At 69.6% G+C, this 20955-nt stretch carries 20 protein-coding genes; 7 read left to right on the forward strand and 13 right to left on the reverse strand.

Annotated features, from left to right (window positions below; translation table 11 throughout):
• Positions 1–33: 33 nt before the first annotated feature.
• The 8 genes from ACZ61E_RS23030 to ACZ61E_RS23065 all read right to left on the reverse strand — a co-directional run bounded on the left by ACZ61E_RS23030 (position 34) and on the right by ACZ61E_RS23065 (position 7190).
• Entirely contained in the window at positions 34–924 is an 891-nt protein-coding gene (locus ACZ61E_RS23030; protein ID WP_469701724.1) for a DUF5936 domain-containing protein, read from the reverse strand.
• A 20-nt stretch (positions 925–944) separates the two neighbouring features.
• Entirely contained in the window at positions 945–1886 is a 942-nt protein-coding gene (locus tag ACZ61E_RS23035) for a type II secretion system F family protein (protein WP_469701725.1), read from the reverse strand.
• A 57-nt stretch (positions 1887–1943) separates the two neighbouring features.
• Positions 1944–3284, reverse strand: a complete 1341-nt coding sequence (locus tag ACZ61E_RS23040; protein WP_469701726.1) for a CpaF family protein — start codon at positions 3282–3284, stop codon at positions 1944–1946.
• Positions 3285–3358: 74 nt separating this feature from the next.
• Positions 3359–3721, reverse strand: a complete 363-nt coding sequence (locus ACZ61E_RS23045; RefSeq protein WP_469701727.1) for a TadE family protein — start codon at positions 3719–3721, stop codon at positions 3359–3361.
• A 2-nt stretch (positions 3722–3723) separates the two neighbouring features.
• Positions 3724–4122, reverse strand: a complete 399-nt coding sequence (locus ACZ61E_RS23050) for a TadE/TadG family type IV pilus assembly protein (protein ID WP_469701728.1) — start codon at positions 4120–4122, stop codon at positions 3724–3726.
• Positions 4123–4216: 94 nt separating this feature from the next.
• A complete protein-coding gene (locus tag ACZ61E_RS23055; protein WP_469701729.1) occupies positions 4217–5464 on the reverse strand; it encodes an AAA family ATPase in 1248 nt (415 codons plus the stop codon).
• 7 nt (positions 5465–5471) lie between these two features.
• Positions 5472–6185 (reverse strand): Flp pilus assembly protein CpaB, encoded by a 714-nt coding sequence (gene cpaB, locus ACZ61E_RS23060; RefSeq protein WP_469701730.1) that lies wholly within the window; start codon positions 6183–6185, stop codon positions 5472–5474.
• 126 nt (positions 6186–6311) lie between these two features.
• Positions 6312–7190 carry a hypothetical protein gene (locus ACZ61E_RS23065; protein WP_469701731.1) on the reverse strand — a complete coding sequence of 293 codons (879 nt, stop codon included), beginning with the start codon at positions 7188–7190 and terminating at the stop codon, positions 6312–6314.
• 434 nt (positions 7191–7624) lie between these two features.
• Between ACZ61E_RS23065 and ACZ61E_RS23070 the strand changes: the two genes are divergently transcribed.
• The 6 genes from ACZ61E_RS23070 (at position 7625) to ACZ61E_RS23095 (ending at position 13893) form a co-directional block, all read left to right on the forward strand.
• Positions 7625–9136 (forward strand): hypothetical protein, encoded by a 1512-nt coding sequence (locus ACZ61E_RS23070; protein WP_469701732.1) that lies wholly within the window; start codon positions 7625–7627, stop codon positions 9134–9136.
• 25 nt (positions 9137–9161) lie between these two features.
• On the forward strand, positions 9162–9806 hold the full coding sequence (locus tag ACZ61E_RS23075) for a hypothetical protein (RefSeq protein WP_469701733.1): 645 nt from the start codon (positions 9162–9164) through the stop codon (positions 9804–9806).
• Positions 9807–9816: 10 nt separating this feature from the next.
• A complete protein-coding gene (locus ACZ61E_RS23080; RefSeq protein ID WP_469701734.1) occupies positions 9817–10239 on the forward strand; it encodes a DUF3592 domain-containing protein in 423 nt (140 codons plus the stop codon).
• Between the two features lie 62 nt (positions 10240–10301).
• On the forward strand, positions 10302–10745 hold the full coding sequence (locus tag ACZ61E_RS23085; protein WP_469701735.1) for a hypothetical protein: 444 nt from the start codon (positions 10302–10304) through the stop codon (positions 10743–10745).
• A 264-nt stretch (positions 10746–11009) separates the two neighbouring features.
• The gene (locus tag ACZ61E_RS23090; protein WP_469701762.1) at positions 11010–12668 is read left to right on the forward strand and encodes a chitinase; all 1659 of its coding nucleotides are present in this window, start codon (positions 11010–11012) and stop codon (positions 12666–12668) included.
• 118 nt (positions 12669–12786) lie between these two features.
• A complete protein-coding gene (locus ACZ61E_RS23095; protein WP_469701736.1) occupies positions 12787–13893 on the forward strand; it encodes a chitinase in 1107 nt (368 codons plus the stop codon).
• Positions 13894–13994: 101 nt separating this feature from the next.
• On the opposite strand, the gene ACZ61E_RS23100 is transcribed toward ACZ61E_RS23095, so the two are convergent.
• The 5 genes from ACZ61E_RS23100 to ACZ61E_RS23120 all read right to left on the reverse strand — a co-directional run bounded on the left by ACZ61E_RS23100 (position 13995) and on the right by ACZ61E_RS23120 (position 19416).
• Positions 13995–15302: an Nramp family divalent metal transporter gene (locus tag ACZ61E_RS23100; protein WP_469701737.1), complete on the reverse strand. Its 1308-nt coding sequence runs from the start codon at positions 15300–15302 to the stop codon at positions 13995–13997.
• Between the two features lie 162 nt (positions 15303–15464).
• Positions 15465–16943, reverse strand: a complete 1479-nt coding sequence (locus tag ACZ61E_RS23105) for a GntP family permease (RefSeq protein ID WP_469701738.1) — start codon at positions 16941–16943, stop codon at positions 15465–15467.
• Positions 16944–17123: 180 nt separating this feature from the next.
• Positions 17124–17543 carry a RidA family protein gene (locus ACZ61E_RS23110; RefSeq protein ID WP_469701739.1) on the reverse strand — a complete coding sequence of 140 codons (420 nt, stop codon included), beginning with the start codon at positions 17541–17543 and terminating at the stop codon, positions 17124–17126.
• Positions 17540–18328, reverse strand: a complete 789-nt coding sequence (locus tag ACZ61E_RS23115) for an IclR family transcriptional regulator (protein ID WP_469701740.1) — start codon at positions 18326–18328, stop codon at positions 17540–17542. Before ACZ61E_RS23115 ends, ACZ61E_RS23110 begins: the two co-directional genes overlap by 4 nt.
• Positions 18325–19416, reverse strand: coding sequence for a sugar kinase (locus ACZ61E_RS23120; RefSeq protein WP_469701741.1), 1092 nt, complete (start codon positions 19414–19416; stop codon positions 18325–18327). The genes ACZ61E_RS23115 and ACZ61E_RS23120 overlap by 4 nt, the downstream gene beginning before the upstream one ends.
• Before the next feature lie 178 nt (positions 19417–19594).
• Here ACZ61E_RS23120 and ACZ61E_RS23125 point away from each other — a divergent pair, with 178 nt between their 5' ends.
• Positions 19595–20884, forward strand: a complete 1290-nt coding sequence (locus ACZ61E_RS23125; RefSeq protein WP_469701742.1) for an amino acid deaminase — start codon at positions 19595–19597, stop codon at positions 20882–20884.
• Positions 20885–20955 lie beyond the last annotated feature (71 nt).

Consider the following 20955-nt stretch of genomic DNA (forward strand, 5'->3'; position numbering starts at 1 on the left):
TGCCGGCGTCCTCGCGCCGGTGCGCGCGGGGCGTCAGCCCCCGGAGAGGATCTCCCCGAAGTCCACACCGGAACCGTAGTAGAAGCTCAGGACGATCAGGATCATGGTCGCCGGAAGCATCACCATGGTCACGACGAGCGTGGTCTTGGGAACCGCCTGCGCCGCGGTCCGCCGGGCGCTCTGGGCGTCGGTACGGCGCATGTCGTTGGCGATCTGGATCAGGGTGTCGACGATCGGCGCGCCCAGTTCCTCGCCCTGCTGGAGCGCGGTGACGAACATCGAGACCTGTTCGGAGTCGTTGCGCTTGCGCAGTTGGTCGAACGCCTCGCGGCGGCCCACGCCCATGTCCATCTGGCGCAGTGTGATGCGCAGTTCGTCGGACCAGGGGCCCTTGTACTTCTCCGCGACGCGCTCCAGGGCCTGGCGGAAGCCGAGGCCGGCGGAGACGACGACCGCGAGAACGTCGAGGAAGTCCGGCAGGGTGCGCTCGATGTCCGCGCGGCGCCGGCGGATGGCGCTGCGGATGATGACGTCGGTCCAGACCATGCCGTAGGCGAAGGCGACGACCGCGATGACCGTCTGGCCGCGGACGATCAGGGAGAGCGCGGCCATCGTGCCGAGCGCGCCGTAGACGGCGCGGCGGGCCGCGTACCGGTCGACGGTCATACCGCCGGGGTTGCCCGCCATGTCGAGGCGGCGGCGCAGCGCGTCGACCCGCTTGGGTCCCATCATCCGCAGTACGGACGGGGCGTAGCGCATGCCCATGCGGTCGATGCCGGAGCCGACCGCGGTGGTGCGGGTGGCGCCGACCTCCAGGGCCACGGCCAGGTCGCCGGGGAGCTTGGCGTCGGCGCGGTAGAGCCGGATGCCGTGGAAGACGCCGTAGATGGCGAGTCCCATGAGGGCCGGAAGCAGAAGTTCCATGAGGTGCGTGCCCTCCTTTCTCAGACCTGGATGCGGGACATGCGGCGGATGAAGAAGAAGCCGACGCCGTAGAGGGCGAAGGCGATTACGGTGCCGACTTGTCCCAGCGTCGAACCGGTCATCTTGTCGAGCGCCCCGGGCGTGGTGGCGTTGATCATCAGCAGGAAGCCGAGGCCGAGCATCGGCACGGCGAGCGCGGTGACCTGGATCTGGGAGAGCATCGTCTTGACCTCTCGCCGGGTCTCCTTGCGCTCCTCCAGTGTCTCGGTGAGGTTGCGCAGCGAGCTGACGACCTGGCCACCGGCGCGGCTGGAGAGGATCAGTGTGGTGACGAGTACGACGAGTTCCCGGGAGGGCAGCCGCTCGGCGAGCTCGCCGAGCGCGTCGTCCAGGGAGTGTCCGACGGCCAGCTGGTCGGCCACCTTGCGCAGCTCCTCGCCGGCCGGGTTGTCGAGTTCCTCGGACGCCATGACCAGGGCCGTACGCATCGCGAGGCCCGCCTGGGTGGCGTTGGCGAGCACGCGCGTCAGCTCGGGAAGCTGGTTGATGAACGCTTCTGTCCGCTTGGTGCGCTGCCAGTTGAGGAACGCGTTGCCGCCCCAGACTCCGACGAGGGCCGCCAGCACGCCGAAGAACGGGGCGAAGATGGCGCCGATGATGAAGTAGACGGCGAGCAGGCCGGCGAGGACGTAGATCGCGTACTCACCGGGCGACAGGTCGAGACCGGTCACGGCGATCTTGCGCTCGATGCGCTTGCCGATGCCGGTCCTGCGGAGCCGCCGGTCGATCCCGACGAAGCGCTGCCGCCGGCCGCCGACCGCCGCCATCTGGCCCGTCTGGGACATCCGGTCGACGAGGACCTGCCGTTGGGCCTTGCCCGCCGAGTAGACGTGCACGCCGACGACGCCGAGCACACACATGAGCAGTGTGATGCCTATCGTCAGGAGCGGGAGATTATCCATGTCGTGCGGGGACCTTCTGAGTGAGCGGCGGGCAGGGACTGTGGTGGTGGCCGGGGATCAGGCGGCCGACTTCCGGAGTGCGAGCTGCTCCTCGGACTCGGCGACTCCGAAGGCGGGGGGAAGGGGCTCGCTCCGCATGTAGAGGCGGTCCGCGATCCGGCGGGGCAGCGGGTAGTACTCGAAGTGGCCGTGGATCCGGCCGTCGGCGGACATCGGCTGGGCGAGGTAGCGGCAGACCGAGACGATCCGGTACTCCTCGCGGCCGTGGGAGTCGACGATGGCGATCTCGGTGATCCGGCGGGAGCCGTCGGCGTGCCTGGTGAGCTGGACGATCACATCGACGGCGCTGTTGATCTGGTCCTTGATCGCCACGAAGGGGATCTCGACCTCCGACATCGATGCCAGGGTCTGGAGTCGCATCAGCGCGTCCTCGGCGCTGTTGGCGTGGACCGTGGCCAGGGATCCGTCGTGACCGGTGGACATCGCCTGGAGCATGTCGAGCGTCTCACCGCCACGGACCTCACCGACGATGATGCGGTCGGGGCGCATACGCAGGGAGTTGCGTACGAGGTCGCGGATGGTGATCTGGCCCTTGCCCTCCACGTTGGCCGGACGGGTCTCCAGGGTGATCACGTGCTGCTGCTGGAGCTGGAGTTCGGCGGAGTCCTCGATGGTGACGATGCGCTCGCCGTCCGGGATGAGGCCGGACAGGGCGTTGAGGAGGGTCGTCTTACCGGTACCGGTGGCTCCGGACACGATCACGTTGAACTTCGCGCGGACCAGCCCGGACAGCAGGATCATCATCTGCTCGTCGAGCGAGCCGAGGGCGATCATCTCCTGGAGGGTGAAGGCCCGGGGGAAGCGGCGGATCGTGAGAATGGGGCCGCTGAGGGAGAGCGGCGGGATGATGACGTTGACACGCTCGCCGGACGGCAGTCGCGCGTCCACCATCGGATTCGCCTCGTCCACACGGCGGTTGACGGTGGAGACGATGCGCTCGATGGTCTGCATCAGCTGTTCGTTGGAGGTGAACCGCATCGGCAGCATCTCCAGCCGGCCGCTGCGCTCCACGAAGACCTGCTCGTGGCCGTTCACCATGATCTCGCTGATGGACGCGTCTTCGAGCAGGGGTTCCAGGATGCCGAGGCCGAGGGCTTCGTCGACGACGCGGCGGATGAGCTGGGAGCGCTCGCCGGAGGAGAGCACGGGGCCCTCACGGCTGATGATGTGGCCCAGCACGCGTTCGAGCCGGGCCCGGCGCTCGGCCGCGGCCAGTGCGGACATCTCCGCGAGGTCGATCTCCTCGAGGAGCTTGGCCCGGTACACGCCGACGAGCAGGCTCTCCTCGCTCAGCCCGTTCGTCGGCTCGGGGCTGTTGATGCGCGCCCTCAGGCTCATGTCCTCAACTCCCAGGTCGTGCTGGTGTGGTGCTCGGGTGGTGCGTCCGTACGGTGCGGGCCCGGCCGCTGCGGTCAGTCACGGGGCATGGTGGCGCTTCTCTCCGCTTCGCCGAAGTCGAGGATCGGCAGTATCGCCGGGATGGGGACGGTCGCGGTGACCGTGATCTCGTCGCCGAAGTACTGCGGCGTCTGGATGTCGGCGTCGTCGGCCAGCCAGTCGCTCATCGAGTCCTTGCCGACGGCGGCGTAACCGGAGTCGTGCTGGGAGGCCGCGCGGGCGGCGGCGCGGGACGCCGTGCCGGCCTGCTGGACGGCGTACGCCGCGAGACCGAGCTGTATGGCGGTGAGGCCGATGAAGAGCAGGAGGGTGATGAGGCCGGCGAACTCGATGGCCGCCTGGCCCCTGTCCTGGCTGCGCGGGGTCCGCTCGGGCATGGTCAGCTCTCCTTAACGGCGGCCGACCGGCCCGGAACGGTGAACGGGAAATTGACCGAGCCCGCGAAGAGCACCGGGACCTTGAGGTCGACCTGCGCCTTGACGAGGTCGCCCTCGGTCCAGCAGTCGATGGTGGAGTCCCAGGCCCCTGGCAGGTCCTTCTCGCCGGCCTCCTCGCACGCCGCGTCGCGCGACCCCGGGAGGGCCACGGTCCCGGCCCGTACGGCCTCGTCGGCGGCGTTGCCCGCGAGGGAGAAGGTGTAGCCGACCAGCGCCGCCTGCCAGAGCAGGACGGCGGTGGCCAGGATGACCGGCATCAGGCCGGTGAACTCGACCGCGGCCTGGCCGCGGTCGTCGAGTGCACGGCCGAGGAACCGGCGCGGGCCCGGTACCGGGGTCACGCCGCCCGGTTCATCTGGCCGTATCTGTGGATTGCTCATGGTTCAACGTGCCCCCTCAGCCTCGTCATCCCTCTGGTCACCGCAGCCGTTCCGGTCATTTCGACCGTCCGCGTCGCACCCCGACCGACCCCCGGTCTCCCTTGAACTTCCCCTGCTTCTCCGCCCCTTCGGAAGTCTTCACCAGTCCCAGCTCCCCCGCGAGCCCCCAGAGCGCCTGCTTCACCGTCGACTTGGACTCCAGGTCCTGCATCCTGCCCGCGTCGACCGCCGCGTGGAGCTCCTTGAAGTTCGCCGGGATGACCACCCGCGACACCTTGGTGCTGGTGATCTTCTCGATGAGCGGCGGCTGGATCTCGGTGTTCCGCATGTAGCGGTTCACCACGATCGTGGTCTCCTCCGCCTTGCGGATCTGGAGCCGGTCCCAGAGCTTGACCATGCGCTTGGCCGCCCGGACCGCCACCACGTCCGGAGTGGTCAGCAGCAGGGTGGTGTCGGCCATCTCGATCGCCGCCGCGTTCGCGCTGGTCGTCTGGGTGCCGCAGTCGATGATCACCACCTCGTAGCGGTTGCGGAGCGCGCTGACGATCTGGCGTACGGAGCGGTCGTTGATCTCCTCGCCCCGTTCCCCCTCCCCCGGCGCGAGGAGCAGTCCTATCCCGGTGGGGTGGGTGAAGACCGCGTCCTGGAGCACGCGGGGCGAGATGTCCTGGATGGTGGCGAGGTCCACGATCGAGCGGCGGAACTGCACGTCCAGGTAGGAGGCGACGTCACCGGCCTGGAGGTCCAGGTCGGCGAGGGCCACCGTCATGCCCGACGCCTTGGCGGCGAGGGCGAGCTGGACGGCGGCCACGGTCGTGCCGACGCCGCCCTTCGCCCCGCTGACCGTGACGACGGTGCCACCGGGGCCGGTGAACACGTCGCCGCCGTGGCCGAGATGGCGCCGTACGCCCACGGACCAGGCGGCGGCTGCCTGGACGCGCTGGGCGAGTTCCTCGTACGAGAGCGGCAGCCCCACCAGTCCACGCGCGCCCGAGTCCATCGCGGCCGAGAAGAGGCCGGGGCTCGCGTCGGCGGTGACCAGGATGACCCCGACCGCGGGAAAGCGGAGGGCCACCTCCCGGATCAGCTCAAGAGCTGGGACGGGGCCGATCCGCTCATGTACCAGAACTACTTCCGGCAGTTCGTCGATCGACTCCGCGGCCAGCCTGGCCAGGGTGTCGATCAGCGAGGTGGAGTCACCGACCGGCCCGGCCGGCTCCGCGTCCGGGAGCTGGCTGAGCAGGGTGGTGACGGATCTGGCGGCGTCGGCATCGCCGACGACCGGAAGAATTCTGGTCGTCATTCGTCCCTCACTTGTCCCCTTCGAGGGTGTAGGTGCTCTCCCCGGGACGCAGCGTGGTCGGGCTGTCGTCGGGAAGCAGGGCGAGGCGTACGTGCTGTGCGAAGGACTCGGCGTAGGCGACGCGCTGGGCGTCCTTGGTCTTGAGGGCGAAGGTGATCGGCACGGCCGAGCGCGGTCCGGTGCTGCTGCCCCGGTCGTCCTCCTTGGGCTCCAGCGGCGTCAGCGAACCGACGTCGATGACCTTGGCGTTGGGGACGATGATCCTGGACTGCGCCTTGGCGCCCTCGTTCTCGGCGGAGAAGGTGGCGAAGATGTTGACCAGGTCGCCCGCGTTGATCTTGCCCGCGACGCCGGTCGCGGCGTCGATCATGATCGCGATCTCCTGCTCGTCGTTGGCGAGGGCGGGACGCTTGACGATCATGTCGTCCTGGAGCAGCGACCCCTTCTTGAGCTGGGTGACGGCGATCTTGCCGTTGACGACGGCGAGGTCGGTGACCGCGTTGTCGGACAGCCAGCGCTTCGGCATCTCTATCTTCTCGAACTGCCCCTCCTCCAGCGCCGTGTAGGGGGCGACATCCGCCTTCAGCCGGTACGCGGCCACCTCGGGTCCGACCTTCGAATTCACGTCGCTGATCACCGAGAGCACGCCGGCGAAGGCGCCGAAGGCGCAGAGGACCGAGAGGAGCAGAAGAATGATGCCGCGGCGTTGCCGTGAATTCATGAGCGGGACAACCTCGTTCGAAGACGTGGGACGGGGACTGACGTGGCGGGGGGCAGGTACGGGGGCTGCGGTCGCCGCGCGGTGCCGGCTGCCGCCTCCGGCCCGTACGGACCGCCTGGCGGCGGGCTACGACCCCTGGCGGGTTGGTGTTCCTTGATTCAAGACACCCGAACCGTGGGTTTGGTTCTCAGCGGCGGGGAGCGGAGCCGAGCAGAATCCGCAACGATCACCGATGAGTTCGAGACCGCACCAGGAACACACCTCTCGCCGTACGGATGAAACCAGCTGGTAGAGAACGGAGATGTCCGGCAGGAACGCGGCGAATTCCACCATCTTGGACGTTCCCCACCAGCGGGGTGAGTCCGCGAGCAGTGACATCTCCTCCACTCCCTGCACCTGCCAGGCCGGAGCGAGTGTCGCGGTCACCCAGTCCGATTGCAATTGTCCCTTTCCGACCAGCAGTTGCGTGCCGAATTCGGGACCGGTGAGTTCACCGTTCCCGATCTTGATCAGCTGGGGGTCCGGGTTGGCGAGTACGCCGAACTGCGTGCCCGGCATCCAGGACTTGGCGTGCGCCTTGAGGCTCACCGGGACGCGGTCCAGCTTGGTGACCGAGTTGAGGAGCGCGCCGGCGTGGATGTAGTGCGAGAGCAGCCGGGCCGCCGAAGCGACGACTCCGGCACTGAAGTCACAGATCGACAACTGTCGGAGCTGCCGTACGAGTACGGCGAGCCCGAGGGGTGGCAGGTCCAGCTTGAGGAGGGCGATCCGGTCGCTCTCCAGGACGGAACGGACCGTGTGCAGCCGCCGCTCGTGCGCCACCGGGATGGAGGCGGGATAGAGCGCGACGACATAACCGTGCTGCTCGACCAAGACCTGCATGTCCGCGAGCGCAGCCTCCAGAGGCTGGGCATCGGGCGCCTGCAGCAGGGCCGCCGTGGGCGTCTGCTGGTCGGTCGGTGGCAGCACCAGATCGTAACTGGTGACAGCTATGGCGGTTGACACCTGGATCCCCGTTCAGCTCGGCCGCCGGAGTTCCGGTGACCGCGGTTCTCTCCTGCTGGGTACAGCTCGTCGCAGCCCTTCCGCGCACTTCCGCTTGGAAACAGCTTCAACTACTGCTCAGCACTTTATCCACGACTTAGGGCGCAGAGAACACCTCACCGATGTCGGTGGTGCGGCCCGCACATCGTACGCACCACCAAAAGCGGGCGAAGCAGTCAGGCGTTAACCCATGTTTCATTTGAACTTGAAAGTAGCCGACCCGAACAGCGGCCACCAGGCAACTGGTGGTCTTTGGGTCCGGGTTGGGTCCAGGGACCCACGCAACCGGGTCCGGCCCCTCCGTACGCTCCGAATCCGATTCCGCATACAGAGGAGCTGTGCGGTCCACCGAGGGGGACGGTCGGATGAGGCGGGAACCGGTACGAGGGGTCAGAGTGGGGCCGCGAGGGGACCGCGGCACCTCCGCCACCGAGTACGTGGGCATGGTGGTGGTCGTCGCGGCGGTCGCCGGGGCACTGGTGGGGACCGGTGTCGACGGGACCATCGCCGACCAGCTCAAGTGCCTGGTCACGTTCGGGCCGTGCACGCCGGGCGGCGGCAAGGAGAGCCAGGCCGCGCCGAAGACGGACGCAGACTACGAGCCGCCGCTCTGCCAGATCTCCTCGATCAGCGACAAGGCCGGCGCCAAGGGCAAGCTGCTGTTCATCGAGTGGGGCGAGGAGTACGGGTTCCAGCAGCAGACCTTCCAGTCCAAGACCGACGTGAACAAGGACGGCAAGGTCGACGACAAGGACCAGCAGGTGATGATGACCTTCACCGACGCCGCGTCCGTCGCCGCCAAGAAGGACTGGAAGCCGGGCGCCAAGGTGGGCAAGTTCGGCTCGGACAAGGTCGAGCTCGGTGCCGGGATCAAGGTGACCAACGGGGACACCTGGGTCTTCGACAGCGAGGAGGACGCGGCCAGGTTCCGCGAGGACATCGAGGACCTCAAGACGTACGAGCTGGCCAACCGGCACTCCAACTCGCGTGGGGGCGGGCTCGGCAACAGCATCGCCTACTTCTTCAACAGCGGGCCGATGTACGAGGAGGAGCAGCTCCGCAAGCGCATCGACGAGAAGCTCGGCAACCGGCACATCAGCTACGGCAAGGTCGGCCTGGAGGCCAGCGCCGCCGGCGGTATGAAGCTGTCGGCGGGCGACGAGTCGAAGCTCAGCGCGACCCTCGGCGGCAGCTTCAAGTTCTCGCCCGAGGTGACCTGGACCGACAACAACTACCGCAACCTCAAGTCGTACACGTACAGCGCGGCCATCGAGTACACGGGCAAGGTCGGCTACGAGGCCGGGCCCATCAGCGGCGAGTCGAGCGCGACCACCACCCAGACCGGCACCATCACGGTCAGCCACGACAAGACGACCGGTGAGCTGCTGCGCATCGACATGACGCGTACGGTCGAGAAGGGCGCCACGAAGGACGGCGTCTCGGTCGGCGGCGACAACGGCAAGAAGGACGGCGACAAGCGCGGCGGCAGCGGCAGCGGCAAGGGCACCGACGACGAGTCCGGTATCGAGGTCGTCACCAACTCGATCGTCCTCAAGCCGGGCCCCGAGGGTGACAAGCAGCGCGCCGTCGCCCAGGAGTTCCTCGACGGCACCGGCGACAACGGAGCGCCGTTCGCCTACATGTTCGACGACCACGCGCCGACGAAGCGGCCCGGCGCCGACGACCCGTTCGGGCAGCTCCTCTTCGACGAGGGCCTGTCCAGCAAGAACACGTACACCGGCCAGACGGAGGCCGCCGAGTACGGATTCGAACTGAATCTGGGTCTGAGCTTCGGCTTCTCGGTCTCCACCGAGAAGAAGGAGGAGAACCTCAACGACGCGCAGTTCCTGGGTGCGCCGCAGGGGAACAACCGCAGCTACGTCCCGTACAGCTACTGTGCGAACTGATCCCGGGGACAGGAGCACACACGCCATGAGCAGCAACGACGGCAAGAGAGAAGACACGACGGCCGGGCCCGCCGGACGGACGGCCCTCGCGACCGCGACCGCCGCGCTCGCGGCACTCCTGCTCGCGGCGGGGTGCGGCACGGAGGCGAGCAGCGGCACGGTGCCGGAGGGCTGGGGGACGCTCAGGACCCCGGCCGTGACGGTGGCCCACCCGCCGGAGTTCAAGGCGCAGAGCGCCGCCGAGCGCAGCAAGTACAACGCCGCGGCGGCGACGCTCCGGGACGACAGCGGGACCATCGGGATGATCACCGTGCAGCTGGACTTCACGGACGCCGACTCGGTGGAGGAGGCGGCGATCGGCGCGGAGGCGGGGGTCGCGCTCGGCTCGACGCTCGGGAAGCAGGAGGAGATCACGGTCTCCGGCCCGGACGGCGAGGAGGAGGCCCGGCGGATCAACTTCGAGTTCACCCAGAAGGATTCGGGCGACGGTTCCGGGTCGGGGACCCCGGGCGGGGCGCTCGCCCCGAAGGCGGGGACCCGGGTCGACGGCGTGATCATCGCGGGACTGGACGCCGGCGACAAGACATTCGCGGTACGGATCGACGCGGTCAAGGGCGCGCTCGGCGAGGGCGACCTGAAGAAGATCATCGAATCGATCACGGTCGAATAGGCGGTCGGCAATGGATGTTCCGGGCGGTGATTACCTTTTCTTCGGCGGCATGATTCTGCTTTTCGGCTGGTTGGCAACGCACTACGCGCGTCGCCTTTCGGGCGTGAATCGGGCACTGCGAAAAGGCATTCGGGCAGAAGGCGTCTGCGTACGGATCGATCAGGAGCCTTACAACCGGTCCGACGCACGGCGGTACTTCTTCACCTTCCGTTTGCCGGACGGCCGCCAGGTCGAGTTCGAGGATCTGGCGAGCCGGTCGATTCGCGTCGGCGACCCGGTGATGGTGGCGTACGACCCGGCGGCTCCGGAGCGCACGGCGACGGTCGCGTCCCGCGGCAACTGGTCGCCGCTGCTCCAGTACGGGCTGCTGGTGGCGGGCTGCGGGCTGGCGGCGGCCGGCTTCGCGGCGGTTCTTCTCTTCACGGTGGTCTGAGAGGGCGGGATTCAGGTTCCCGCCCCCGGCCACGGCACGAGCACTTACGGAGGCGGTTGGCGATGACGAGGTACGGCTACCCGGGGGCGTCCGCCCAGCGGGACGAGGGACGCGGAGCGGCGGTGTTCGCGCTCGCACGCGCCTGGGCGGCCGGCATCGTCGTCCTGGTCCTGACGGAGTACCTGCAGACCACGCTGGTCAACGACCACCTGGCCACCTCGGAGAACCTGGAGACCTTCGACGGCAGACTGATGCTGATCCACATCCCGAACGCCGTCTGCATCGCGCTGGCCACCTGGGCGGCCGGCAGGTTCCACCGCGACCCGTTCCGCGATTCGAGGACGCAGCACGCCCTGGCGGTCTTCACCGTCGGCGTGGCGGCCCAGGCGCTGAACATGGTGATGCAGTGGCACGACCTGGAGGCCGAGGGAATCCTGATGTCGAACGCGGTCCTGGTGGTGGGCGTGGTGGCGGGCTACGCGGCGGACCGGCTCCAGGACGAGTAGCCGGCGCCCACGTCGCCACCGCGCGGGGATCTCCCGCCGGAGGGATGTCGTGCCAGAGGTATTGACAACTCGAATGGTCTGGACCATTTTTACGCCAGGTCCTGTCCCGGGCCTGGCGGTGGCCACCGTTCCTGATCCGTACCTCCAACCCGACATCCCCAGCGGAGGCATCAAGTGGAACGTGTACCCGACGGCAGACGCAGACCCGGCAGCACCGGCGCCACCGGCAACCGGCCCGGCAGGAGGCGCGGCCGGCTGGGAGGGATGGTGGCCGTCCTGGCCGCCGGGGCCCTGAGCGTGGGCGCGCTGGGCGGCGTCGCGCAGGCCGCCGACATCAACGTGGCCAAGAACGCCGGCTTCGAGGCCGGGCTCGCCAACTGGTCGTGTTCCGGCGGGAGCGGGGCCGTCGTCGGGTCTCCCGTACGGAGCGGGGCCGGCGCGCTGAGGGCGACACCCGCCGGGCAGGACAACGCCAGGTGCTCGCAGTCCGTGGCCGTGCAGCCCAACTCCACCTACACACTGAGCGCGTGGGTGCAGGGCGGGTACGCGTATCTCGGGGCCAGCGGCACCGGGACCACCGACGTGTCGACCTGGACGCCCGGTGAGAGCGGCTGGAAGCAGCTCACCACGACCTTCAGGACCGGCGCCTCGACGCGCGCGGTCACCGTCTACACGCACGGCTGGTACGGGCAGAGCGCGTACCTCGTCGACGACCTCTCCGTCTTCGGCCCGGACGGCGGCGGGGGCGGCGACCCCGACCCGCAGGCCCCCGGCACCCCCGCCGGGCTCACCACCGGCGCCGTGACCAGCTCGTCGGTCGCGCTGAGCTGGAACGCGGTGAGCGGGGCGACCGGGTACAACATCTACCGCGACGGCACGAAGGGGCAGACGGCGAGCGGGACGTCGGCGACCGTGACCGGACTGGCGGCGGCCACCACGTACCAGTTCCAGGTGTCGGCGACCAACGCGGCCGGCGAGTCCGCGAAGTCCGCGGCCGTCAGCGGCCGGACCTCACCCGGCGGCGGTCCCGGCGGGCCCTCGGTGCCGAGGCACGCGCTGACCGGCTACTGGCAGAACTTCGACAACGGCGCGGCCGTCCAGAAACTCCGGGACGTCCAGTCGCAGTTCGACATCATCGCCGTGTCGTTCGCCGACTCGACGACCACACCGGGCCAGATCGTCTTCAACCTGGACCCGGCCGTCGGCTACTCGGGCGTCGCCGAGTTCAAGTCCGACGTCGCCGCCAAGAAGGCCGCCGGCAAGTCCGTGATCATCTCGGTCGGCGGCGAGAAGGGCAACGTCACGATCAACAGTGACGCCTCGGCGGCGGCGTTCGCCGACAGCACCTACGCCCTGATGCAGGAGTACGGCTTCAACGGGGTCGACATCGACCTCGAACACGGCATCAACTCCACCTATCTGACCAAGGCGCTGCGGCAGCTCTCCGCGAAGGCCGGCTCCGGTCTGGTGCTCACCATGGCGCCGCAGACCATCGACATGCAGTCGACGTCCAACGAGTACTTCAAGACGGCGCTCGCCGTGAAGGACATCCTCACCGTCGTCAACATGCAGTACTACAACAGCGGTTCGATGCTCGGCTGCGACGGCAAGGTCTACTCCCAGGGCTCCGTCGACTTCCTCACCGCGCTCGCCTGCATCCAGCTCGAAGGCGGCCTCGACCCCTCCCAGGTCGGCCTCGGGGTCCCGGCCTCCACACGTGGCGCGGGCAGCGGTTACGTCTCCCCGGCCATCGTCAACAACGCCCTCGACTGCCTGACGCGCGGCACCAACTGCGGCACCTTCAAGCCGTCGAGGACCTACCCGTCGCTGCGCGGCGCGATGACCTGGTCCACCAACTGGGACGCGACGGCCGGCAACGCCTGGTCGAACGCGGTCGGGCCGCACGTCCACGCCCTGCCGTAATCACCCGCACCGCACGCTCCCCCACGCCCGGACCAGCAGCGCCGCCGCTCCCCCGGCGGCGCTGCTGCGTGGCCGGTCCGAAAACGGCCCATCGTGTCCAGCCCCTTGACAAGGGCCAATGGTCTGGACCAGCTTGTACGTTCAAACGGTGGCCACCGTTCCGTACCGCCCCCACATCTCCCCCCACGGAGGCCATGCAGTGCACCGGAAAGCGCGACCCCGCACTCCCCGCACGCTCAAAGTCCTCGCCGTAGCAGGCGTCCTCGCGGTCGCCGGACTGGCCGTACCCGTGGCCAACGCCGCGAACGAGCCCGCGCCTGCCGCCGCCGCGCCCGCCGCCGTTCCGGCCCACGCCGTGACCGGGTACTGGCAGAACTTCGACAACGGCGCCACCGTCCAGACGCTGGCCGAGGTCCAGGACGACTACGACATCATCGCCGTCGCGTTCGCGGACGCCACCGCCACACCCGGGCAGGTCGATTTCACCCTCGACTCGGCCGGTCTCGGCGGCTACACCGACGAGCAGTTCCGGGCCGATGTCGCCGCGAAGCAGGCCGCGGGCAAGTCGGTCGTCATCTCCATCGGCGGCGAGAAGGGCACCGTCTCGGTCAACGACGAGGCGTCGGCGAACGCGTTCGCCGAATCCGTGTCCGCGCTGATGGACGACTACGGCTTCGACGGCGTCGACATCGACCTGGAGAACGGCCTCGACTCCACCTACATGACACAGGCGTTGAAGTCGATCGCCGGTCAGGCGGGGGACGGCTTCGTCCTGACGATGGCGCCGCAGACCATCGACATGCAGTCGACGTCCAACGAGTACTTCAAGACGGCGCTCGCCGTGAAGGACATCCTCACGGTCGTCAACATGCAGTACTACAACAGCGGTTCGATGCTCGGTTGCGACGGGCAGGTCTACTCCCAGGGCACGGTCGACTTCCTGACCGCGCTCGCCTGCATCCAGCTCGAAGGCGGCCTCGACCCCTCCCAGGTCGGCCTCGGCCTGCCGGCCTCGCCGAGCGCGGCGGGCGGCGGCTACACCGACCCGGCCGTCGTCAACGACGCGCTGGACTGCCTGACGCAGGGCACCAACTGCGGCAGCTTCAAGCCCGACAAGACCTACCCCGGTCTGCGCGGTGCGATGGCCTGGTCCACCAACTGGGACGCGACGGCCGGCGACGCCTGGTCCAAGGCGGTCGGCCCGCACGTGCACGGCCTGCCGTAGCCGTACCGCGACACCCCGAACCACCCCCCACAAACCGGTGGCGCCGTCGGACTCCGACGGCGCCACCGTGTGCTCTCAGCCTGTGTTCTTCCGCCCGCCCCTCACCAGGGCAGGTCCCGCACCTGCTGCACGCACAGGACGACGAACAGCAGCCCGCCCGACGCGAGCATCACGTTGCTCAGCATGCCGTTGCGCCACTCCGTGGGCGTACGCGAGGAGTTGAGCAGCCACAGCAGCGTGAGCGCCAGGAACGGCATGAAGAACGCGCCCAGCACGCCGTAGACCACCACCAGGCCGAAGGGCTGGTCGAGGAAGAGCAGTGTGATCGGCGGGAACGTCAGCCAGAGCAGATACACGCGGAACGGCAGCGACCGTTCGCGCTTGCCCGCCGCGACCTCGCCCACTGTTCCCCTGTCGACGGAGACGCCCTTGCGGTCCAGCTGCCAGCGCTCCACGAAGTCCGCGAACATCAGACTGACGCCGTGCCAGACGCCGATCAGTGACGAGAAGGACGTGGCGAAGAAGCCGACCAGGAAGAGCTTCGCCGTCGTGGCGCCGAAGCGCTCCTCCAGGATGGCGCCGAGATCCACGAGCCCTTGATCGCCCTTGGTGAGGGCGATCTGCGAGGCGTGCAGCAGCTCCGCGCCGACGATCAGCATCGCCACGACGAAGATGCCGGTGGTGATGTACGCGACGCGGTTGTCCAGCCGCATCACCTTCATCCAGCCGGAGTCGGTCCAGCCCTTGGCGTTGACCCAGTACCCGTACGCGGCCATCGTGATCGTGCCGCCCACACCGCCGATCAGGCCCAGCGTGTAGAGCAGCGAGCCGTCCGGCAGCACGGGCAGGAGACCGGCGAAACTCGCGCCCATGTCGGGTGCGACGCGTATCGCGACGTACACCACGACGACGAACATCACGCCGATCAGAACCGTCATGACCTTCTCGAAGACGGCGTACTGGTTGAACCAGACGAAGACCAGCCCGACCAGGCCCGTGATCACCGCCACGGTCTTCAGACCGGGTCCGTCGGGGAAGAGCGCGACGATCGGCAGGGCGCTCGACGACATGGCGGTCGCGCCGTAGACGAAGCCCCAGACCACGACGTAGATCGCGAAGTAGACGGTGGTCCACTGACCGAGGCTGCGCCAGCCCTCGAAGAGGGTGCGGCCGGTGGCGAGATGCCAGCGGCCGGCGGCCTCGGCCAGGGAGATCTTGACGACGCAGCCGATGACGGCTGCCCAGAGCAGCGTGTAGCCGAACTTGCTGCCCGCGATGAGGGTGGCGACCAGGTCGCCGGCGCCGACACCGGTCGCGGCCACCACGATGCCGGGGCCGATGTATCTCCAACTCGACTTGCGTGGGCTCGATTTGGCGGCGCCCGTACCGCTGTCGGTGATTTCTGCCATGCGTCGACCTCCACACTCGTCCCCGTAAGTGACTCGGGTCACCAAAGCCGTACGGTGAAGATCGCGCAAGAGGTCCGGCGGTCTCGGTTCCGTTTCCGCCGGGCAACACGACGGCCACCGCGAGCCGGTGGCCGCCGCCCGGCTCCGAGTGCGCGCTCGTACCTAGATCACCAGGCTGAGCAGCGCCGCCACCACGAATCCGGCCACCGACAGGACCGTCTCCAGCACCGTCCACGACTTCAGGGTGTCGCGCTCGGAGATGCCGAAGTACTTGGCCACCATCCAGAACCCGCCGTCGTTGACGTGCGAGGCGAAGATCGAGCCCGCCGAGATCGCCATGATGATCAGCGCGAGGTGCGCCTGTGACATGTCCTGTCCGTCGACCAGCGGTACGACGATGCCCGCCGTGGTGACGATCGCGACGGTCGCCGAGCCCTGGGCCACCCGCAGCACGACCGAGATCAGCCAGGCCAGCAGGATGACCGGCAGGCCGACGTCGTTGAAGGTGTCGGCGAGCGCGTCCGCGATGCCGCTGCCCTTCAGCACGGCTCCGAAGACCCCGCCGGCGCCGACGACCAGCAGGATGTTGCCGACCGGCTTGAGGGACGCGGTGGAGACGGTCTCCAGGGAGTTGCGCGACCAGCCGCGCCGGATGCCGAGCAGGTAGTACGCGAGCAGCAGCGCGATCGTCAGCGCCACGAAGGGGTGGCCGAAGAACTCGACGACCGACCGGAGCGTGCTCGGGTCCAGGGCTATGGAGGAGAACGTCGCCAGCAGGATGAGGATCAGCGGGGTGCCGATGATGGCCAGCACCGTGCCGAGGGCGACCGGCTTCTCGGGCGGGGCGACGCCCGAGGCGCGCTGCTCGGCGGCGACGGCGCTCTTGGCCTCGGCCGCGGCCTCGACCATGTCCTGCGGTACGTCGACGAAGATGCGCTTCCCGATCCACGCGGCGTAGACCCAGGCGGCGAGCACGGCCGGGACTCCGACGACGACGCCCATCAGGATGACCCAGCCGAGGTCCACGTCGAACAGACCGGCGGCGGCGACGGGGCCCGGGTGCGGCGGCAGGAAGGCATGGGTCATCGACAGGCCGGCGAGCAGCGGCATCGCGTACAGCAGGATCGATTTGCCGGAGCGCTTGGCGGCGGCGTAGACGATCGGCGCGAGGACGAAGATGCCGACGTCGAAGAAGACCGGGACACCGAAGACGACACCGGTGACGCCCATCGCGAGCGGGGCGCGCTTCTCACCGAAGAGGTTGAGCAGCCGGGTGCTCAACACCTCGGCTCCGCCCGACACTTCAAGGATCGCGCCGAGCATCGTGCCGAGTCCGATGATGATCGCGACATGGCCGAGGATGCCGCCCATGCCCGACTCGATCATCGAGACGGCTGCCGACTTCTGGACGGTGCCGAAGAGTTCGGTGACGGAGAGTCCGGCGGCGAGGCCGACGGCTATGGAGACACCGAGCAGGGCGACGAACGGCTGGAGCCTGACCTTGATGATCAGGAAGAGGAGGAGAACGATTCCGAGGACGGCGACGGTCAGCAGACCGGCCGTCCCGTCTATGAGAAGGAGCAGGCCGCCGGTGTGGGGCGGGGCCTCGGGTGCGGGGGGTGCGTCGGCCGCGAGCAGCATGGGGGGACCTCGTGTTCCGTGCATCAGAGCGTGTCGAGCGGGCTCCCGGAGGGGGAGACGGGCAGGGGGTGCCGCGGCGCGGCGCCCGTGGGATACGGGGGTTACGGGTACGGGCACCGTGCCGTGCGGTGGGGAGACCGGGCGGCGGGACCGTCCGGCCGGTGGGGCCGGTGGCCCGGGTCAGCCGAGTACGGCCAGCGCGTCGATCTCGATCAGCAGCCCGGCGGGCAGGCCGACGTACACCGTCGTACGGGCGGCGGGCGCGTCCCTGAGGTTCTGCTCCTCGAAGTAGGCGTTGTAGATCTCGTTCATCTCGGCGAAGTGCGCGACGTCCGTGAGGTAGACGCGCAGCATCATCACGTCGTCCCAGCTCGCGCCGCCCGCCTCCAGGACGGACTTGACGTTGGCGAGGGTCTGGAGCGTCTGCTCGCGCAGTGTCGGTCCGACCACGGTCGGGGCCTCGCCCGGGACGGCCGGGAGGAAGCCGACCTGTCCGGCCACCTGGAGGATGTCGCCCTTGCGGACGCCGTGGGAGAACTTGGCCGGCGGCGCGGCGTGCGTGGCGGGGACGACGGCGGTCTTCGCGGTCTGGTCGCTCATGAGATCTCTTTCCGAAGAGCGGGAGGTGCGGTTTCCGGTTGGTGCGTGTGCCCCGAGTACTCGCCGCTGATCGCGTCGGCGGTGCGGCGCAGCAGCGGGAGCAGGGCGAGGAGTTCATCGGCCGTGACGACGACGTTCGGCGCGGACACCGACATGGCGGCGACGACCCGGCCGTCCGCACCGCGGATCGGGGCCCCGACGCAGTTGATGGACTCCTCGTGGCCGCCGAGATCGGTGGCCCACCCCTGTTCGCGTACGGTCGCCAGCTCCTTGAGGAAGGCGGCGGCGTTCGGGATCGAACGGGGGGTGTACATGGGGAAGTCGAGCCGCTCGGCGAGTGCGCGGCGCTCGGCTTCGGGCAGGTCGGCGATGAGCAGCTTGGCGACGGCCGCGACGGTGACGGCGACCGGCTTGCCGATCCGGGAGTACATCCTGACCGGGTAGCGGCTCTCGACCTTGTCGATGTAGAGGACCTCGCCGTCCTCCATGACGGCGAGATGGACGGTGTGCCCGCACTGTTCGCCCAGCGCCGTCAGGTGCGGGTGGGCGATCTCGCGTACGTCCAGGCTCTCCACGGCCTCCTGCGCGAGCGCGAAGAGGCGGGCGCCGAGGCGGTAGCGCTGGTCCTGCTGGCGGTAGACGAACCCGTGCTCGTGCAGGGTGCGGAGCAGCCGGAGGGCGGTGGACTTGTGGACGCCGAGGCTCGCGGCGACCTGTCCGAGGTCGGCCGGGCCCCGGGCGAGGAGCGGCAGGATGCTCAGCGCGCGGTCGACGGTCTGGCTCATGGGGCGGGCACCGCTTCCTGCCGCTGTCCGGGCTCCCCGGCGCCGGAGGTCCAGCCGGGGCCGAGGCGCAGTCCGGCCCACGCCGCGTCGTCCAGTGCGGCGAGGCGGTCGGCGTGCGCGCGGGCGGGCGGGACGCAGACGTCGCCGGCGTCGGTGAGTACGGCGGCGGCCGTCAGATGGCCGTGGCGCAGCCGGGCCCCGGTCGGCAGGCCGCGGAGCGTCGCGGAGAGGAAGCCGGCGGCGAAGGCGTCGCCGGCGCCGACGGGTGCCACGACGTCGACGGCCAGGGCGGGTACGGAGGTGCGGGTGTCCGTGGCCGCCTCCCGGTCCCGTACGAACGCGGTCGCGCCGTTCGCGCCCGCCTTCACCACCAGCGCCGCGGGCTCCGGCAGCGCCTCCCGGATCGCCTCCGGGCTGTGCAGGTCCCAGAGCTGCGCGGCCTCGTCGTCGCCGACGAGGACGAGGTCGGCGCCGCGGGCGAGTTCGAGCAGCACGCGCGGACCGGAGCCGTCGCGCCAGAGCGCGGGGCGGTGGTTCACGTCGAAGGAGAGCAGCGGCCGGCCCGGCCGGCGCTCGGACAGCTCACGCATCAGGGCGAGGCAGTCGTCCGAGAGGGCGGCCGTGATGCCGGACAGGTGCAGGACACGGCCGGACCAGAGGTCGGCGCGGTCCATCGTCACCGGCGACATCGCGGACGCGGCCGAGCCCGCCCGGTAGTAGGCGACCTCGTGGGCGGTGGTGGAGCGGTCCGTGGCGGTACGGAAGTAGACACCGGTCGGGCGGCCGTCCGCGTCGCGGCGGACGGCGGAGGTGTCGACGCCGTACCCGCCGATCGCCTCCACCAGATAATCCCCGAAGCCGTCGGCGCCGACGCGGCTGACCCATCTGACGGTGTGCCCGGCGGCGGCCAGCGCGCAGGCGACGTTGGACTCGGCGCCGCCGATGGTGCGGGTGAAGGCGGGGACGTCGGCGAGACGGCCGGGGCGCGAGGGCAGGAAGGTGACCATGGACTCGCCGAGGCTGACCACGTCGACGGGTGCGCCGGGCCCATCGGGGCCGGTCGGGTCCGCTGCTTCCGGTGCGGGCACTCGGGGCTCCTCGCTCGTCGTGGCCGGCGGCGGCCTTCGTCCGGTCCGGCGTCGGCCTTCACCGGCCGGGGCTCCGGGCCCATCATTGACCCGGCAACGGCTCGGATGTTAGACAGCGTCAAGCGCTATACGCAATGGGTGTTGCACATGTTGCAACGAGACAGATGGAGGAGGCCCTGTGGCGGTCGCCGGACGACTCAGCGAAGAGCACCTCGGCAACGAGCGTCTCGACCACCGTTTCAAGGGACTGCCGCCGGACGCCGACGGCCTCACCGTCGCGGAGCTGGCCGCCGAGCGCCGCAACCTCTTCACCGGCGGTTTCACCACCCCGGTGCTCGCCCTCTCCGCCGAGTCCCTCACCCACAACCTGGCGCTCCTGGAGACGTACTCCGAGCGGCACGGCCTCGCGTTCGCCCCGCACGGCAAGACGTCCATGTCCCCGCAGCTCTTCGCGCGCCAACTGGAGCACGGCGCCTGGGGGATCACCGCGGCGCTCCCCCACCAGGTGCGTGTCTACCGGGCGTTCGGCATCCAGCGGATCTTCCTCGCCAACGAGGTCGTCGACGAGGTCGCGCTGCGCTGGCTCTCCGCCGAGCTGGACGGCGACCCGGGCTTCCGCTTCATCTGTTACGTCGACTCCGTGCGCGGCGTCGAGCTGATGGACCGGGCTCTGCGGGCGGCGGGCGGCTCGCGCCCCGTCGACGTCGTCGTGGAGCTGGGCGCGGGCGAGGGCGCGCGGACCGGCGTCCGCAAGGAGGCCGAGTGCGCGCGGGTCGCCGACGCCGTGGCCGCCACCGACACCTTGCGGCTGGTCGGTGTCGCCGGGTACGAGGGCGAGGTGCCGCACGCCGACAACGAGACCGTACGTGCCTGGCTGCGCCGGCTCACCGCGCTGGCCGCCGACTTCGACGCGGCGGGCCGGTTCTCCGGGACCGTCGACGAGGTGGTGGTGAGCGCGGGCGGCAGCGCGTGGTTCGACGCGGTCGCCGATGTCTTCGGCGACCTCCCCGTGCTGTCCCGCCCCGTGCTGAAGCTGCTGCGCTCCGGCGCCTACGTCTCCCACGACGACGGCCACTACAAGCGGCTGACGCCCTTCAACCGGATCCCCGCCGAGGGCGCGCTCCAGCCGGCCTTCCGGCTCTGGGCCCAGGTGGTCTCGCGCCCGTCGCCGGAGCAGGCGTTCGTCAACGCGGGCAAGCGGGACGCGGCGTACGATCTCGACCTGCCGGAGGCGCAGGTCGTGCGCGACGCGCGCACCGGCGAGACGCGCCCGGCGCGCGGCATCACGGTCACCGGCCTGTCCGACCAGCACGGCAAGCTGCACACGTCGCCGGACGCGGTGATCGAGGTCGGCGACTGGGTGGGCTTCGGGCTCTCGCACCCGTGCACGTCGTTCGACAAGTGGCAGCTGATCCCGCTGGCCGAGGCGGACGGCACGGTCACGGATCTGATCCGCACGTTCTTCTGACGCGACGTCCGGGCCGGTCCGGCGACGAACCGCCCACCAGCACCCCTACGAGCCAGAGAGAGCTGCCAGCC

The sequence above is a fragment of the Streptomyces sp. NPDC104581 genome, from assembly GCF_055583685.1.